At 61.4% G+C, this 15940-nt stretch carries 18 protein-coding genes and 1 tRNA gene; 18 read left to right on the top strand and 1 reads right to left on the bottom strand.

Annotation, left to right across the window (positions count from 1 at the left end; translation table 11 throughout):
* Positions 1–88: 88 nt before the first annotated feature.
* The 4 genes from coaD to CCR96_RS17055 all read left to right on the top strand — a co-directional run bounded on the left by coaD (position 89) and on the right by CCR96_RS17055 (position 3445).
* Positions 89–565, top strand: coding sequence for a pantetheine-phosphate adenylyltransferase (gene coaD, locus CCR96_RS17070; RefSeq protein WP_201221464.1), 477 nt, complete (start codon positions 89–91; stop codon positions 563–565).
* A gap of 163 nt (positions 566–728) precedes the next feature.
* Positions 729–983, top strand: a complete 255-nt coding sequence (locus CCR96_RS17065; protein ID WP_201221462.1) for a YfhL family 4Fe-4S dicluster ferredoxin — start codon at positions 729–731, stop codon at positions 981–983.
* A gap of 211 nt (positions 984–1194) precedes the next feature.
* Entirely contained in the window at positions 1195–2811 is a 1617-nt protein-coding gene (gene ggt / locus CCR96_RS17060; protein ID WP_242519178.1) for a gamma-glutamyltransferase, read from the top strand.
* A gap of 196 nt (positions 2812–3007) precedes the next feature.
* Positions 3008–3445 carry a CoA-binding protein gene (locus CCR96_RS17055; protein ID WP_201221460.1) on the top strand — a complete coding sequence of 146 codons (438 nt, stop codon included), beginning with the start codon at positions 3008–3010 and terminating at the stop codon, positions 3443–3445.
* A 142-nt stretch (positions 3446–3587) separates the two neighbouring features.
* Here the strand turns inward: CCR96_RS17055 and smpB are convergent, their stop codons facing one another.
* Positions 3588–4067 carry an SsrA-binding protein SmpB gene (gene smpB / locus CCR96_RS17050; protein WP_201221458.1) on the bottom strand — a complete coding sequence of 160 codons (480 nt, stop codon included), beginning with the start codon at positions 4065–4067 and terminating at the stop codon, positions 3588–3590.
* Positions 4068–4180: 113 nt separating this feature from the next.
* Here smpB and tpiA point away from each other — a divergent pair, with 113 nt between their 5' ends.
* From tpiA to nuoK, 14 genes are all read left to right on the top strand, one after another.
* On the top strand, positions 4181–4942 hold the full coding sequence (gene tpiA, locus CCR96_RS17045; protein WP_201221456.1) for a triose-phosphate isomerase: 762 nt from the start codon (positions 4181–4183) through the stop codon (positions 4940–4942).
* Positions 4943–4993: 51 nt separating this feature from the next.
* Positions 4994–5494, top strand: coding sequence for a preprotein translocase subunit SecG (gene secG / locus CCR96_RS17040; RefSeq protein WP_201221454.1), 501 nt, complete (start codon positions 4994–4996; stop codon positions 5492–5494).
* A 154-nt stretch (positions 5495–5648) separates the two neighbouring features.
* Positions 5649–5733 (top strand) — tRNA-Leu (locus CCR96_RS17035).
* A 176-nt stretch (positions 5734–5909) separates the two neighbouring features.
* Entirely contained in the window at positions 5910–6266 is a 357-nt protein-coding gene (locus tag CCR96_RS17030; RefSeq protein WP_201221453.1) for an NADH-quinone oxidoreductase subunit A, read from the top strand.
* Between the two features lie 56 nt (positions 6267–6322).
* Positions 6323–6799 carry a NuoB/complex I 20 kDa subunit family protein gene (locus tag CCR96_RS17025; RefSeq protein WP_200247712.1) on the top strand — a complete coding sequence of 159 codons (477 nt, stop codon included), beginning with the start codon at positions 6323–6325 and terminating at the stop codon, positions 6797–6799.
* A gap of 35 nt (positions 6800–6834) precedes the next feature.
* Positions 6835–7566 (top strand): NADH-quinone oxidoreductase subunit C, encoded by a 732-nt coding sequence (locus tag CCR96_RS17020; RefSeq protein ID WP_201221451.1) that lies wholly within the window; start codon positions 6835–6837, stop codon positions 7564–7566.
* The gene (locus CCR96_RS17015) at positions 7559–8818 is read left to right on the top strand and encodes an NADH-quinone oxidoreductase subunit D (RefSeq protein WP_201221449.1); all 1260 of its coding nucleotides are present in this window, start codon (positions 7559–7561) and stop codon (positions 8816–8818) included. Before CCR96_RS17020 ends, CCR96_RS17015 begins: the two co-directional genes overlap by 8 nt.
* Entirely contained in the window at positions 8818–9345 is a 528-nt protein-coding gene (gene nuoE, locus CCR96_RS17010; protein WP_201221447.1) for an NADH-quinone oxidoreductase subunit NuoE, read from the top strand. Before CCR96_RS17015 ends, nuoE begins: the two co-directional genes overlap by 1 nt.
* A 13-nt stretch (positions 9346–9358) precedes the next feature.
* Positions 9359–10648 carry an NADH-quinone oxidoreductase subunit NuoF gene (gene nuoF / locus CCR96_RS17005; RefSeq protein WP_201221445.1) on the top strand — a complete coding sequence of 430 codons (1290 nt, stop codon included), beginning with the start codon at positions 9359–9361 and terminating at the stop codon, positions 10646–10648.
* Positions 10649–10725: 77 nt separating this feature from the next.
* Positions 10726–13119: an NADH-quinone oxidoreductase subunit NuoG gene (nuoG, locus tag CCR96_RS17000; protein WP_201221443.1), complete on the top strand. Its 2394-nt coding sequence runs from the start codon at positions 10726–10728 to the stop codon at positions 13117–13119.
* Positions 13120–13129: 10 nt separating this feature from the next.
* The gene (nuoH, locus tag CCR96_RS16995; RefSeq protein ID WP_201221441.1) at positions 13130–14179 is read left to right on the top strand and encodes an NADH-quinone oxidoreductase subunit NuoH; all 1050 of its coding nucleotides are present in this window, start codon (positions 13130–13132) and stop codon (positions 14177–14179) included.
* 76 nt (positions 14180–14255) lie between these two features.
* Complete coding sequence (gene nuoI / locus CCR96_RS16990; protein ID WP_201221439.1) at positions 14256–14747, top strand: NADH-quinone oxidoreductase subunit NuoI; 492 nt, start codon at positions 14256–14258, stop codon at positions 14745–14747.
* Between the two features lie 219 nt (positions 14748–14966).
* Positions 14967–15617, top strand: a complete 651-nt coding sequence (locus CCR96_RS16985) for an NADH-quinone oxidoreductase subunit J (protein WP_201221437.1) — start codon at positions 14967–14969, stop codon at positions 15615–15617.
* Positions 15614–15919, top strand: coding sequence for an NADH-quinone oxidoreductase subunit NuoK (gene nuoK, locus CCR96_RS16980; RefSeq protein WP_200247736.1), 306 nt, complete (start codon positions 15614–15616; stop codon positions 15917–15919). The genes CCR96_RS16985 and nuoK overlap by 4 nt, the downstream gene beginning before the upstream one ends.
* Positions 15920–15940 lie beyond the last annotated feature (21 nt).

Here is a 15940-nt window from a genome sequence, read left to right as displayed (position 1 = left end):
CTGACTCGCTCACGCATCAGGACGGATTGGCTGGGGCGTATTCTGCTATCCTCCGCTCCAGTGGAAACCTCGAGTAGGGGCCTGTGGCTTGCGAACTGTCGTCTATCCGGGATCGTTTGACCCCATCACCAACGGTCACAGCGATCTGATCGATCGTGCCTCTCGGCTTTTCGATCGGGTGGTGGTCGCGGTGGCGCGGGATAGTGCAAAGGATCCGACCTTCTCAGCGGATGAGCGGGTCGAACTCGCGCGATCGGTGTGTGAGCGGATGAGTAACGTCGAGGTCGTGCCCTTCTCAGGCCTGCTGGTCGACTTTGCCCATTCCGCGCAGGTTCATGTCATCATGCGCGGGTTGCGTGCGGTGTCTGACTTCGAGTACGAGTTTCAGCTCGCGGGGATGAACCGACGCATGGCGCCGGATATCGAGACCCTGTTTCTGACCCCCGCCGAACAATATGCCTATATCTCGTCGTCGCTGGTCAAGCAGATCGCTCGCTTGGGTGGTGACGTTTCGGCATTCGTTGCACCGAGCGTGCATGCTGCATTGCGGCAGCGGTTTGGATAAACTTTGCGCCATCCCAATGTCGCCGGCGAGTGGACGCTGATAGTCTCGACGATGTTCATGCTGTTGACCTGAGCGAGGGCGATCAAGGCGTTTGCCAACCACAACGGGGTTTCCCGGTTTCACCTTCCCGTTCCGAAATATCTGCACGCGCAGGAGTAGAACTATGGCGCTTATCATCACTGACGAATGCATCAACTGCGATGTCTGCGAGCCCGAGTGCCCGAACGGCGCTATCTCGCAAGGTGACGAGATCTACGTGATCGAGCCCGACCTTTGTACCGAGTGTGTTGGTCATTACGAGACCTCGCAATGCGTCGAGGTGTGTCCGGTTGATTGCATCATCGTCGATCCCGACCACAAAGAGACCGAAGAAGAACTGCGCGCCAAATACGAGCGTATCACCGGTGAGGCCAGCTGATCCTGGCCCGATGACTCGGTCTCTCGCGGCCCCCTTTGGGGGCCTTTTTTTGCGGATGCCTCGGCGGCTTCGGCTGTTGATGCTGCTGTTTGCCAGTCTGTTGACTCCTGTCTCGGGGATGGTCGATGGGCTCGCTGCGGACGGCGTGTCGTTCGATACCCAGGTATCGCTAACCCAGTTATCGCCACATCTATCGCCACATCCGCCGGCGATGGCGGTTGCCGCAGCGCATCCGGCAGCCACGGATGCTGGTATTGCGATCATGGCAGCGGGCGGCAATGCCTTTGATGCAGCGGTCGCGGTGAGTGCGGTTCTCGCCGTGGTTGAGCCTTACAGCTCTGGCATCGGCGGCGGCGGTTTCTGGCTGCTGCACCAAGCGGGTAACGGCCGGGACCTGATGATCGATGGACGCGAGCGTGCGCCCTTGGCAGCTCATCGTGACCTCTACCTGGATGCGTCTGGTGAGCTGATTGTGGGTGCTTCGCTGAATGGGCCCTTGGCGGCGGGTATCCCTGGTGAGCCGGCGGCACTGGTCCATATCGCTGAGCATTACGGCAGGCTTCCACTGGCCAAGAGCTTGGCGCCGGCGATTCGTCTCGCGCGCGAAGGCTTCCCGGTCGATGAGATCTATCGCCGCATGGCCGCTTGGCGGTTGCAGGTGCTGCGCGCCTCGCCAGCTGCGGCGGCACAGTTTCTCGATGATGGTGAGGTGCCCGAACTCGGCACCATCATCCGCCAGCCCGACCTGGCGCTGGTGCTCGAGGCGATTGCGGCTCAGGGGCGTGCCGGTTTCTACGCAGGCCCGATCGCGAAGGCGTTGGTTGATGGCGTCCGCGCCGCTGGCGGCATCTGGACCTTGGACGATCTGTCCAGTTATCAGGTGATCGAGCGCGCTCCGATCGTCGGGCGCTATCAGGACTGGGAAATCGTCAGCGCCGCGCCACCTTCGTCAGGCGGTGTTGCGCTGGTGCAGATGCTGGGCATGCTCGAGGCGCTGGAGGCGCGGCTCGGGCCTGCGTCGAGCGATGCCGATCGGGTGCATCGCCTGGTCGAGGTGATGCGCCGCGCCTATCGGGATCGCGCGCTCTATCTTGGTGACCCGGATCAGGTCGAGGTGCCGGTCGAGCGGCTGACGCATCCTTTCTATGCCGCTGGTCTGGCTCGTGGGATCGATCCGACACAGGCGAGTCCGAGCCTGCCATTGGCCACTGAGTCCGAAGGTCCGGATACCACCCATTTCTCGGTCCTTGATGCTGAGGGCAATCGGGTTTCGGCGACCCTCAGCATCAATTATCCGTTTGGCTCTGGCTTTGTGCCGCCCGCGACTGGTGTCTTGCTGAACGACGAGATGGACGACTTCTCGGCCCAGCCCGGAGTGCCCAATGCCTATGGCCTGGTTGGCGGAGAGGCCAACGCGATCGCGCCTGGGAAGCGTATGCTGTCGAGTATGAGTCCGACCTTTGCCACCTCTGATGAGGCGGTAGTGATCCTGGGTACGCCGGGAGGGAGCCGCATCATCACCATGGTGTTGCACGGCATCCTCGCCGCGATCGAAGGCGGTGATCCGCAGGACTGGGTAGCGGCGCCGCGATTCCATCATCAATACCTACCGGATGAGATCCTGTTCGAGGCCGATGCGCTCCAGGCGGCGACGCAACGTGAGCTGGTCGACAGGGGGCATCGCTTGCGGCCCGCAGCCAACGATTTCGGCAACATGCAGCTCGTTGTCTGGGATCGTGCTGGCGGCCGGGTTGAGGCGGCAAGCGATCCGCGTGGCATCGGCAAGGCCGCGGTTCGCGTGCGGCCGTCTAGTGCGGGAGCGCCATAAGCCTGTTGTCTGAGGCTGTCGAACCGGTCTTACGACATGGTTTGGTGGCGTCGGCTTCATCGAGGGGCGAAAGGCGATTGGCTTGGTGTCAAACAAGGCGGTTGATGAATCCCTGGTTGATGAATCCCCGGGCCGCTTTCTGGTGACTTAGGTATTGTTTGCAGCATTCGTCTCACACCGACTGAGGATGCTTCCCGTGCCGTCGAACTACGAAACCTTCTTCAATGCCGAACGCTTTGCGGTGATCGGCCACAGTGCGTCTAAGCCGTTTCCGATCCTGAGCTACAAGGGATTAAAGCGTCTTGGTAAGACGGTATATCCGGTCGATGTGAGTGCCGAGCGCATCGACGGCGATCAGGCTTATGCGTCGTTGGATGCACTGCCGCAGACGCCCGAGGCGGTGATCATCGAGGTGCCGAAGCAAGAGACGCGCGATTGGGTCGCGCGTGCGGCCGAGATTGGCGTCTCAGATGTCTGGGTCCACATGGCGCATGAGACACCGGAGGCGGTGGCGCTGGCGGCCGAGAAGGGGATCAATCTGCGCACGGGTACCTGCGCGGTGATGTATCTGAAGCCAGGTCTGTCGTATCACAGCATTCATCAGGCGATCATGAAGCTGCTGGGTAAATACTGACGCTTAGCAAGGGGACGCTTAGCAAGGGGACGCTTAGGATGTGGATGCTTAGGAAGTGTCCATCTTTTGCTTCCCGAAGCTGCTGCGACCGGTTGCTGCAAAACCGGGAAGCAATTTCTGGGCAGTCACTGAGACGTTTGGGCTAGTGCCGTTTGAAGATCCGCTCCTTCTCGCGCTGCCAGTCGCGGTCCTTCTCATCGGCACGCTTGTCGTGGAGCTTCTTGCCTTTGGCGAGTCCGATCTCAAGCTTGGCGCGACCGCGCTGCCAGTACATGGCCAGCGGGACCAGGGTGTAGCCGGCGCGCTCGGTCTGGCCGATCAGGCGGCTGAGTTCGGTGCGCTTGAGCAAGAGTTTGCGGGTCCGTGTTGGATCAGGGTCGACGTGCGTGGAGGCGGAGGGGAGCGGCGAGAGATGGCAGCCGATCAAAAAACCCTCACCATGCAGGATCTTAACGTAGGCCTCTTTGAGCTGGACGCGCCCGGCACGCATGCTCTTGACCTCCCAGCCTTCGAGGACGAGACCAGCCTCGAGGCGTTGCTCGATGTGGTACTCGTGCTTGGCCTTCTTGTTCAGCGCAATGGTGCTGCTGGGGGTGCCGGGTTTCTTTTTGCCTTTTGCCATAGCGACAGTCTAAGCCACCGGCGAACGGGACGGAAGCATCTTTCTCACGTGCTGGCTTGCATGAGTGGATGTAGGTCGCTAAGATGATCGGCTCATTTCTTCGGGAGACAGTCATGCGTCAGCCCCTGATCGCGGGTAACTGGAAGATGAATGGCAGTAAGGCCGAAACGGTCGAGCTGTTGAACGGCATCAAGGCCGGCGTCGGCGAGGTCACGGCCTCCGAGGTCGCCGTCTGTCCGCCGTTCCCCTACCTGTACTTGGCCGAGGACATGCTCAAAGGCAGCGCGATCCGCTACGGCTCGCAAGACTGCTCGCGAGAAGAGTCCGGTGCTTTTACTGGTCAGGTCTCGGCGGCGATGCTGCAGGACTTTGGCTGCACCTACGCCATCCTTGGCCATTCGGAGCGCCGCCTCTTCAACGCGGAGACCGATGCGATCATTGCCCGCAAGTATGCCGTGGTCGTGTCTCACGGGTTGACGCCGATCCTCTGTGTCGGAGAGACCCTTGAGGAGCGTGAGCAGGGCAAGACCGAAGAGGTCGTGGCCCGTCATCTCGACGCAGTGCTCGAATCGGCTGGCGCTGATGCCCTAGCCAAGGGTGTGATCGCCTACGAACCGGTCTGGGCGATCGGCACCGGGGTGACGGCGACTCCTGAACAGGCGCAAGAGGTGCATGCCTTCCTGCGAGCGCGGATTGCGAAGAAGAGCACTGAGGTGGCTGCCGGTATGCGGATTCTGTATGGCGGCAGCATGAAACCCGGAAATGCTCAGGAGTTGATGGCACAGCCCGATATCGATGGCGGTCTCATCGGCGGTGCGGCGCTCAAGGCGGGCGACTTCCTGGCGATCTGTAAGGCCGGCGACGCTAACGTCTAACTGACAGCTGGCGTGCTCTTAATCAGAGCACGCGGCAGACCGAGACACCCAATGCAGCTGATACTGACCGTCCTCCATCTGGTTCTCGCAATCGGCCTGATTGCTCTCGTGCTGCTCCAGCACGGCAAGGGTGCCGATGCCGGTGCCGCCTTTGGTAGTGGCGCCTCGTCGACGGTCTTTGGTGCCCAGGGCTCCGGCTCCTTCTTGTCGAGATCGACCGCGATCATCGCAACGCTGTTCTTCGTGACCAGTATCGCGCTTGCCTACTTCGCTGCCCGAGTCGGTGAGCCAGGCGGCTTGATGGAAGGCATCGATCTATCCGTGCCGAGCGCTCCAGCTGGGGACGCGGTGGATATTCCCGCGGCCGGTTCGGCTACGAGCGGAGATCTCCCCTCTGTGCCTGAGATGCCCGCGAGTGATATTTCACCGGCTGCTGAGCGTGATCTGCCGCTACCAGCGGTCGATCAAGCTGCAACCAGTGATGGTGCCTCGGCGCCGCCCGCGTCAGAAGAGCCGCCCTCAAGTGGCGATCTGCCGCCTGTGGGCGAGTGAATCTTGCGAGCGAGACCCGAGCGAGCGTTCTAGAGCGAGTGAAGATGGCGGCGACAGGCTGATCGAGCGTATAAATGCTCTGACCAGCGACAGCTTTGGCGGGAATATGAACTCACCGCTAAGCTGAAAAACCTGTAATAATACTGTTCAACATGCCGACGTGGTGGAATTGGTAGACACGCTGTCTTGAGGGGGCAGTGGCGCAAGCCGTGCCGGTTCGAGTCCGGCCGTCGGCACCAATATAGACAGGCGGTACCCGTGAGTGGGGCCGCCTTTTGTTTCTCTAGGTCACATCTAAGCTATTGAATCTCATCGTATTGCCCTGTGTCTAATACTTGACATTAAAGGGTGCTTGATCTAGCATACACCGGCTTTTCGTTGCTCAAAACGACCTGCTTCTTGGAGTCGCCGCCGGATGCTAGAAGACTATCTTCATATTTTGATTTTCCTGGTCGTGGCGATTCTCATCGGCTTCGCACCGCGCGTCCTCGGTATGATGCTCGGGCCGAGGCGACCAGACCCAGAGAAGGATGCCCCGTACGAGTGCGGATTCGAGGCATTCGAGAGTGCGCGCATGAAGTTCGACGTGCGCTACTACCTGGTTGCTATTCTCTTCATCTTGTTCGATCTCGAGATCGCATTCCTGTTTCCTTGGGCCGTCGTGCTTGAAGAACTGGGAACGGCTGGATTGGTCGCTATGTCTGTGTTCCTAGGTGTACTCGTCGTCGGCTTCATCTACGAGTGGCGCAAGGGTGCGCTCGACTGGGAATAATCGCTCGTAACTGTCATGTTGTCACGACACTGGATCGGCTGACTTAGGGGGCTGTCATGGGCATCGAAGGCATTCTCGAAGAGGGCGTGGTCACGACGACCGCCGACAAGCTCATCAACTGGGCACGCACTGGTTCACTCTGGCCCATGACCTTTGGGCTTGCCTGCTGTGCAGTGGAAATGATGCATGCGGGTGCAGCGCGTTATGACCTGGATCGGTTCGGTATCATCTTCCGCCCGAGTCCACGTCAGTCGGACGTCATGATCGTTGCTGGCACCTTGGTCAACAAGATGGCGCCCGCCTTGCGCAAGGTCTACGACCAGATGGCCGAGCCACGCTGGGTGATCTCGATGGGGTCTTGTGCCAATGGTGGTGGCTATTACCACTACTCGTATTCTGTTGTGCGCGGATGTGATCGCATTGTGCCGGTGGATGTCTACGTGCCAGGCTGTCCGCCAACCGCGGAGGCGCTGCTCTACGGTATCCTGCAGTTGCAAAACAAGATTCGTCGCACCAACACGATTGCGCGCTGAACCTCAACGCCTGGCGAGACTTCTCTCAAGATTTCATGTCTGATCCGACCATGACCACTGGCGACTCGCGTCTCGACGCCCTGGCGACGCGGCTGAACGAGGACTTTGCGGCGGTTGGCGGCGAGTTCAGCGCCGACCGTGGCGAGCTGACACTCAAACTGCCCGCAGCAGCGCTGATCGAAGCCGCTACCCGACTGCGCGACCACAGTGACTTTGGCTTTGAGCAGTTGATCGACCTCTGCGCGGTCGACTATGCCGCCTATGGCCTTTCGGAGTGGGCGACCACCGAGGCATCGCACTTCGGCTTCGGTCGCGGCGTTGATCGTGACCTTGAGCTCGAGATCGATCATCCAGAGCGCTTCGCTGTGGTTTACCACCTGCTGTCGTTGGCGCATAACTGGCGGCTACGACTAGTTGTGCGCACAGGTGAGGCTCAGCCACTGGTGCCGTCCGTCGTGTCGGTCTGGTCCGCTGCCGACTGGTTCGAGCGCGAGGCCTTCGACCTTTTCGGCATCCTCTTCGATGGCCATCCCGACCTGCGCCGCATCTTGACCGACTACGGTTTCGTCGGCCATCCGTTCCGCAAAGACTTCCCGCTCAGCGGTCATGTGGCGATGCGCTACGATCCCGAGCAGGCGCGCGTGGTCTACGAGCCAGTCGAGATCGAGCCGCGGATACTGGTGCCCAAGGTCATCCGCGACGACAGCCGCTACCTCGGTGACGAGCATCCGGCCGTAACCGGTGCCAAGGACTCAGCCAATGCCTGAGATTCGTAACTACACGCTGAACTTCGGACCCCAGCATCCGGCCGCGCACGGGGTGTTGCGTCTGGTACTGGAGATGGACGGCGAGGTCATCGACCGCGCCGATCCGCATATTGGTCTGCTGCACCGCGCGACCGAAAAGCTCGCCGAGTCGAAGCCGTACAACCAGTCGATCGGCTACATGGATCGGCTCGACTATGTCTCGATGATGTGCAACGAGCATGGCTACGTCCGCGCGATCGAGAAGTTGCTCGGCATCGAGGCGCCGATCCGCGCGCAGTACATCCGCACCCTGTTCGATGAGATCACCCGCATCCTCAACCACCTGATGTGGCTCGGGGCGCATGCGCTGGATGTCGGCGCGATGAGCGTCTTCCTCTATTGCTTCCGCGAGCGCGAGGACCTGATGGACTGTTATGAGGCGGTCTCGGGTGCGCGCTTGCATGCGACTTACTACCGTCCGGGCGGGGTCTACCGCGATCTGCCCGAACAGATGCCGCGCTTCGCTGAGGAAGGCTCCAAGTGGCACGGTAAGCGCACCATGCGCAAGCTCAATAAGCCGCGTAGTGGCTCCTTGCTCGATTTCATCGAGGACTTCAGCGAACGCTTCCCGAAGCTGGTCGATGAGTACGAGACCCTGCTTACCGACAACCGCATCTGGAAACAACGCACCGTTGGCATTGGCGTGGTCGATGCCGAGCGCGCCAAGAATCTCGGCTTCACCGGCCCGATGCTGCGCGGCTCCGGGGTCGCCTGGGATCTGCGCAAGATGCAGCCCTATGCGGCCTATGATCAGGTCGATTTTGACATCCCAGTGGGCCAGAACGGCGATTGCTATGACCGCTACCTGGTCCGCGTCGAGGAGATGCGCCAGTCGAACCGTATCATCAAGCAGTGCATCGATTGGCTGCGCGCCAATCCCGGTCCGGTGATGGTCGATGACCACAAGGTGGTGCCACCGACTCGGGTCGGTATGAAGGACGACATGGAAGCGCTGATCCACCACTTTAAGCTCTTCACCGAGGGCTACTGCCCACCGCCGGGTCAGGTCTACGCCGCGGTTGAGGCACCCAAGGGCGAGTTCGGCTGTTACATCGTCTCCGATGGCGCCAACAAGCCGTATCGGTTGAAGGTCCGGGCGCCCGGCTTCCCGCATCTCGCGGCGATGGACGAGATGGCCAAGGGCCACATGCTCGCCGATGTGGTCGCCATCATCGGCACCATGGATATCGTGTTTGGGGAGATTGACCGCTGATGAGTTTTCGCAATACACCGCTGGCGGTCATCCATGATGTCGACAAGGAGACGCTGCTCACGCCCGAGCTGCGCGCCGAGATCGACAAGCATGTCGCCAAGTATCCGCCGGAATGGAAACAATCGGCGGTCATGCCGGCGCTGACGCTGGTGCAGGACCATAACGGCGGCTGGCTGAGCCGCGAGTTGATGGATCAGGTGGCTGCCTATCTGGACATGCCCGAGACGGCGGTCTATGAGGTCGCGACCTTCTATGCGATGTACGATCTCGAGCCGGTCGGTCGGCACAAGGTCTGCGTCTGCAACAGCGTCTCCTGCATGCTCGGTGGTGCCGAGGAGCTGATGCACCACATCGAGAAAAAATACAACGTAGCGCCCGGCGGCACCACCGCTGACGGCAAACTCACGTTCAAGGAGTTCGAATGCCTCGGTGCCTGCCGGCACGCACCTGCGGTGATGGTCGACAAGGCCTACCACGAGTGCGTCACCCCGGAGGCCATCGACAAGATCATCGACGACCTCGACTGAGCGCGTGCGACCTATGGCAGAGAACCAGAATACCGTTTGCTTCCGCACCCTGCATCTTGACGCAAAGGTGCGCCATACCCTCGAGAGCTATCGCAGCGTCGGCGGCTATGTGCAATGGGAGCGCATCCTGCGCGAGAAGCCGGATCCAGACCAGCTCATCGATGAACTCAAGACCTCGGCCCTACGTGGTCGTGGTGGCGCCGGTTTTCCAACCGGGCTGAAGTGGAGCTTCATGCCGCGCACCAAGCCGGGTCAGAAGTACATCGTCTGCAACTCCGATGAGGGCGAGCCGGGGACCTGCAAGGACCGCGACATCATGCGCTACAACCCCCATCAGTTGATTGAGGGGATGGCGATCGCCGGTTATTGCATCGGCGCAACAGTTGGTTACAACTACATTCGCGGCGAGTTCTACGAGCCGACGGCACGCTTCGATGGTGCGCTCGAAGAGGCTTACGCAGCCGGGCTGATCGGCAAGAACCTATTCGGCTCGGGCATCGATTTCGATCTCTACACGCATCTCGGCGCCGGCGCCTACATCTGTGGTGAGGAGACGGCGCTGCTCGAATCGCTCGAAGGTAAGAAGGGTCAGCCGCGCTTCAAGCCACCGTTCCCGGCCCAGGCTGGGCTCTATGGCATGCCGACCACGATCAACAATACCGAGACCCTGGCCTCGGTGCCCGTGATCCTGGAGAAGAGCGGCAAATGGTTTTTGGAGCAGGGCAAGCCCAACAATGGCGGACCTAAGCTGTTTTCGGTGACCGGTCAGGTCGAGCGCCCGTGCAACCTCGAGATCCCGCTCGGCACCCCGTTTAAGGACGTGCTCGAGATGGCCGGTGGGGTGAGCGGTGGTCGGGCGCTGAAGGCGGTGATTCCCGGTGGCTCATCGGTTCCCGTGGTTCCGGGCGATGTGATGATGCGCACTGATATGGACTATGACTCCATCGCCAAGGCCGGTTCGATGCTCGGCTCTGGTGCGGTGATCATCATCGCCGAGGGCACCTGCATGGTGAAGGTGCTGGCGAATCTGGCTCACTTCTACGCGCATGAGTCCTGTGGCCAGTGCACGCCCTGCCGCGAAGGGACGGGTTGGCTGGCGCGGGTGCTCGATCGTATTCTCGCCGGCAACGGGCGGCCGCAGGATCTGGATCTGCTCGATAATGTGGCCGGACGGATTGGTGGGCGCACCATCTGCGCGCTCGGCGATGCGGCGGCGATGCCGGTGCAGAGCTTCCTCAAGCATTACCGGTCCGAGTTCGAGCATCTGATCGAGCACGGCCGTTCGCTGGTCGAGGCGGCCTGAGCGTCGTGCCTCGGCTCGACGTTCTCGCGCAATCCCTATGACGCTGCGGCGCAACCTCAGCAGGTAGATCTACATCGATGTCGGACGACAAGATTACCCTCGAGATCGACGGCCGTGTCTGTACGGCGGCGCCCGGTGAGATGATCATCGCGGTAGCCGATCGCGAGGGCATCGTGATCCCGCGGTTCTGCTATCACGAGAAGCTCTCGATCGCGGCCAACTGCCGCATGTGCCTGGTGGAGGCGGAGCAGGGTGGGCGGCCCTTCCCGAAGCCGATACCGGCCTGCGCGACCCCGGTCGGCGAGGGCATGAAGGTGCTCACGCGCTCGAAGAAGGCGCTCGATGCCCAGCGCGGTACCATGGAATTCCTGCTCATCAACCACCCGCTGGATTGCCCGATCTGCGATCAGGGCGGCGAGTGCGAGCTGCAAGATGTCTCCATGGGCTATGGCGAGGATGTCTCGCGCTTTAGCGAGCGCAAGCGCGTGGTCAAGGACGAGGATCTCGGGCCGCTGATTGCGACTGAGATGACCCGTTGCATCCATTGCACCCGCTGCGTGCGCTTCGGCGCTGAGGTCGCCGGCCTGCGCGAGCTGGGCGCGACCGGCCGTGGTGAGGACATGCGCATCGGCACCTTCGTCGGGCAGTCGATGGCGCATGAACTCTCAGGCAACATCATCGATCTCTGTCCGGTCGGTGCGCTGACCTCGAAGCCTTATCGCTTCACCGCCCGCGCCTGGGAGCTGACCTCGGACGAGGGCATCGCGCCGCACGACGGCGTTGGCTCGAACCTTCAGCTGCACATCCGCGGCGGGCAAGTCATGCGCGTTCATCCGCGCGACAATGAGGCCGTCAATGAGTGCTGGATCTCGGATCGTGACCGTTTCAGCTATGAGGGTCTGAACAGCCCCGAGCGGTTGAAGGCACCGATGCTCAAGCGCGATGGCGAATGGCAGGAGGTCGACTGGCAAGAGGCACTGCATGCCGCGGTTGACCTGTTGAAGGCCCCAGGTCCCGACCAGCTGGGCGTTCTGGTCTCGCCGAGCGCGACCCTGGAAGAACAGTTCCTGCTGCAGCGGCTGGTGCGGGCGCTCGGTAGCGATCATATCGATACCCGCCTGCGGCAGCTCGACTTCAGCGCCGCGGCGGCTGATCCACGGTTGCCCTGGCTTGGTGTGCCGATCGCTGAGCTCGAGCAGCAGCAGGCGGCACTGCTCATTGGTAGCGATATTCGGCAAGAGCAGCCGCTACTGGCGCATCGTCTCCGCAAGGCAGCGTTGTCAGGAGCGACGATTGCGCTGCTGAATCCTTACGAAGTCGATCTCAATCATCGCAGTATCCAACTGAGATCGGCGCCTCAAGCGCTTGACCGTGATCTGCGCGCGCTCCTCAAACTGCTTGGCAGGCCTCCTGTGGCTGGGCCAATCGCCGAGCCTGATGAGCGCCATCAGCGGATCGCTGATGCGCTGACCCGTGCCGGTCAGGCCGGCAAGGGGCTGGTGCTGCTGGGTGCCCTGGCCGAGAACGCCCCGGTCTATGGGCTGGTTCGCGCCCTAGCGGCCGAGGTGGCCGCTGCAGCAGGATGTCAGCTCGGCTGCTTGGCGCCGGCCGCGAACAGTGTCGGCAGCTGGTGCGCCGGCTCTCTCCCGCACAGGCTGCCCGGCGGCGCTGCGCCGGCACGGCCGGGGTTGGATGCCCGCGCCATGCTCACCGATCCTCGGCAGGGCTATTTGCTCTGGGGGCTGGAGCCGGACAGAGACCTCGCTGACCCGATATTGGCAATGTCCGCGCTGCGTGCGGCAAAGCAGGTTGTTGCCTGTACCGCCTTCAGGAGCCCAGCGCTCGATGCGGTGGCCGATGTGCTGCTGCCGATCTCGGCCTTTGCCGAAACCGCAGGAACCTTCGTCAATACCGAGGCTCGCTGGCAGCGGTTCCAGGGTGCCGTTCCGCCACCCGGCGATTCTCGCCCAGGCTGGAAGGTCTTGCGCGTCCTCGGCACCATGATGGAGCTGCCGGGCTTCGCTCAGAATAGCGCCCGCGAGGTCCATGATGAGCTCGCCAGCCAATGTCGTGATCTGACGCCGGATAACCAACTGCGGGGGTCGATGCCCGCGACCGACCTGTCATCAGCAACGCCCCAGGGGGCGGAGCTGTTTCGGCTCGGCAATGTGCCGATCTATGCAACCGATCCGCTCGTTCGGCGCGCTTCCGCCTTGCAGCGCACGCCGCTTGCCGAGCAGCTTGCGGTGTCGCTGCATCCCGAGGATGCGGCCGCGCTCGGTCTTGCCGATGGGCAGCTGGCGCGGGTAGTCCAGGTTGCGACCAACGGCGAGTGCATCGAGGTCAACGCCCCGGTCGTGATCGACGATCGCATCGCGGTTGGATGCGCTCGCATCCCGGCTGGGGTTGAGGGTAGTGGTGAGTTGGGTCCAATCATGGGCCCAGTGCAAATCAGCAAGGCCGGCGATTAGGAGCACGCAGATGATGGATTTGTGGCAGTGGCTGCCGCTCCCCCTCCAAAGCCTGATCGCCATTGTCGCGATCATCGCGCCTTTATTGGCGGTGGTGGCCTGGTACACCTATGCCGAGCGCAAGGTGATTGGCTATATGCAGGTTCGCATCGGTCCGAATCGGGTCGGTTGGCGCGGTCTGCTGCAGCCCATCGCCGATGCGCTCAAGCTCATGGTCAAGGAGATCATCATCCCGACCAAGGCCAGCAAGGGTCTGTTCTTGCTGGCGCCGCTGATTGCGATCGTGCCGGCGTTGGCGGCCTGGGCAGTGATTCCCTTCGATGCTGGCCTGGTGCTGGCCGACATCAATGCGGGCCTGCTCTATGTGCTAGCGCTGACCTCGCTCGGGGTCTACGGCATCATCATCGCCGGATGGGCCTCGAACTCGAAGTATGCGCTGCTGGGTGCGATGCGCGCGGCGGCGCAGATCGTCGCCTACGAGATCGCGATGGGCTTCGCGCTGGTTGGCGTCTTGGTTGCCGCTGGTAGCCTGAATCTGAGCGCCATCGTCGAGGCGCAGTCCGGCAATCTGCTGACCTGGTTCTGGCTGCCGTTGCTACCGCTGTTCGGGGTCTATTTCATCTCTGGCGTTGCCGAGACCAACCGTGCGCCCTTCGATGTCGCCGAGGGTGAGTCTGAGATCGTCGCCGGTTTTCACGTCGAATATTCCGGCATGGCGTTCGCGATCTTCTTCCTCGCTGAATACGCGAACATGGTGCTGATCGCGATGCTGGCGACGCTCTTGTTCTTCGGCGGTTGGCTCTCGCCCTTCCAGGGCATCCCGATGCTCGACGAGGCTACAGCCTGGGTGCCAGGGATGATCTGGCTGCTGCTCAAGACCTTCTTCTTCATGTTCGTCTTCCTCTGGCTGCGCGCGACCTTTCCGCGCTACCGCTATGATCAGATCATGCGTCTGGGCTGGAAGGTGTTCATTCCGATCACAATCGTCTGGATTCTTGTGGTCGCCGTGGCCGTGCTTGCCCAGCTGCCACCCTGGTGGTCAGCGGCATCCGCTGCCTAGGTTGGAGCCGGCAGTGATTCGCCAAGGCGCCCTTTGCCCCAGTCGACACCTGATTGAGCGAACCATAGAGTGAACCATGCTTCAAGCCGCTCGCACTTATCTCAGCAGCCTCTTGCTCATCGAGCTGTTCCGCGGAATGAGCCTGACCGGGACCTACCTGTTCAGGCGTAAATTTACCGTTCAGTATCCGGAGGAGAAGGCGCCGATCTCACCCCGATTTCGCGGTCTGCACGCGCTGCGTCGCTATCCAAACGGCGAAGAGCGCTGCATCGCCTGTAAGCTGTGCGAGGCGACCTGCCCAGCGCTCGCGATTACGATCGAGGCCGAACCGCGGGCGGATGGCTCGCGTCGCACGACGCGCTACGATATCGATCTCTTCAAATGCATCTACTGTGGCTTCTGTGAAGAATCATGCCCGGTCGACTCGATTGTCGAGACGGATGTCTACGAGTATCACTTCGAGAATCGCGGTGAGAACATCATGACCAAGGATAAACTGCTCGCGATCGGCGATAAGTATGAGCCGCAGATCGCGGCGGCGCGCACGGCCGACGCGCGTTACCGTTAAGTGCTGGGCCGGTAAGACCTGGGCCGGTAAGATCCACATCTTTAAGACCGGCTCAGAGCAAGAGCAAGAGCAAGATAGAGTAGGGCGCTGCTGTCGCCCATCGGACCGACTGCACTGAGTGCCACGGCCGTCGTACGTCGAATGTCAACGCCTGACTGCATCGCTGAGAGCTGCTCTTGAGAGCCGTTCTCCGACGCAGCCAAGCCAGCTGGAAATCCCATGGGCTTCGAAAAATTTCTCTTCTATGTGTTCGCGGCCATAACCGTATTCGCTGCAGGGATGGTGGTGACACGCCGCAATCCAGTGCACGCGGTGCTGTTTCTGGTGCTTGCCTTCGTCTCGAGCGCGGCGCTCTGGCTGCTGCTGGAGGCCGAGTTCCTCGGCATTGTGCTGGTGTTGGTCTATGTCGGCGCGGTCATGGTGTTGTTCCTGTTCGTGGTGATGATGTTGGATATCGACATCGCCGCGCTGCACGGTCAGTTCATTCGCTATCTGCCGGTCGGCCTGATGATTGCGGCGGTGATGGTGCTGAACCTGTTCCTCGTGCTGGGGCCATCTCACTTCGGGCTCGAGCTGTTCGCAAAGCCCGAGGCGCAGCCGGCCAGCTATAGCAATACGGTCGAGCTGGGGCTTGAGCTCTACACCACCTATCTCTATCCGTTCGAAATTGCCGCGGTGATCCTGCTCGTCGCCATCGTCGCTGCGATTCGCCTGACGCTGCGTCGTCGGCTTGAGACCAAGTATCAGGATGCTTCCAAGCAGGTCCGGGTGAAGAAGGGTCCAGATCGCATTCGACTGGTATCGATGCCGGCCGTACCTCGTCCGGGCGTCAGTGCGCCGGCCCCGGCGTTGAAGGAGGACTCCGAATGATCGCCCTATCTGACTATCTGCTGCTCGGCGCCTTGCTATTCTCGATCTCGGTCGCTGGGGTTTTCCTGAATCGGAAGAACGTGATCATCCTGCTCATGTGCATCGAGCTGATGTTGCTCGCAGTGAACATGAACTTCATTGCCTTCTCGCATTTCCTTGGCAATCTGGATGGGCAGATCTTCGTCTTCTTCATCTTGACGGTTGCGGCCGCCGAGGCGGCGATTGGACTCGCCATCCTGGTGGTCCTGTTCCGCAACCGGCGCACCATTAACGTCGACGATCTGGACATGCTCAAAGGCTGAGCCCACCGGACACCGCTCGGA

The organism is Halochromatium roseum (assembly GCF_016653315.1).
Lineage (GTDB): Bacteria > Pseudomonadota > Gammaproteobacteria > Chromatiales > Chromatiaceae > Lamprobacter > Lamprobacter roseus.
Note: the sequence above shows the minus strand (reverse complement) of the source record. Positions and strands in the feature narration are given on the sequence as shown.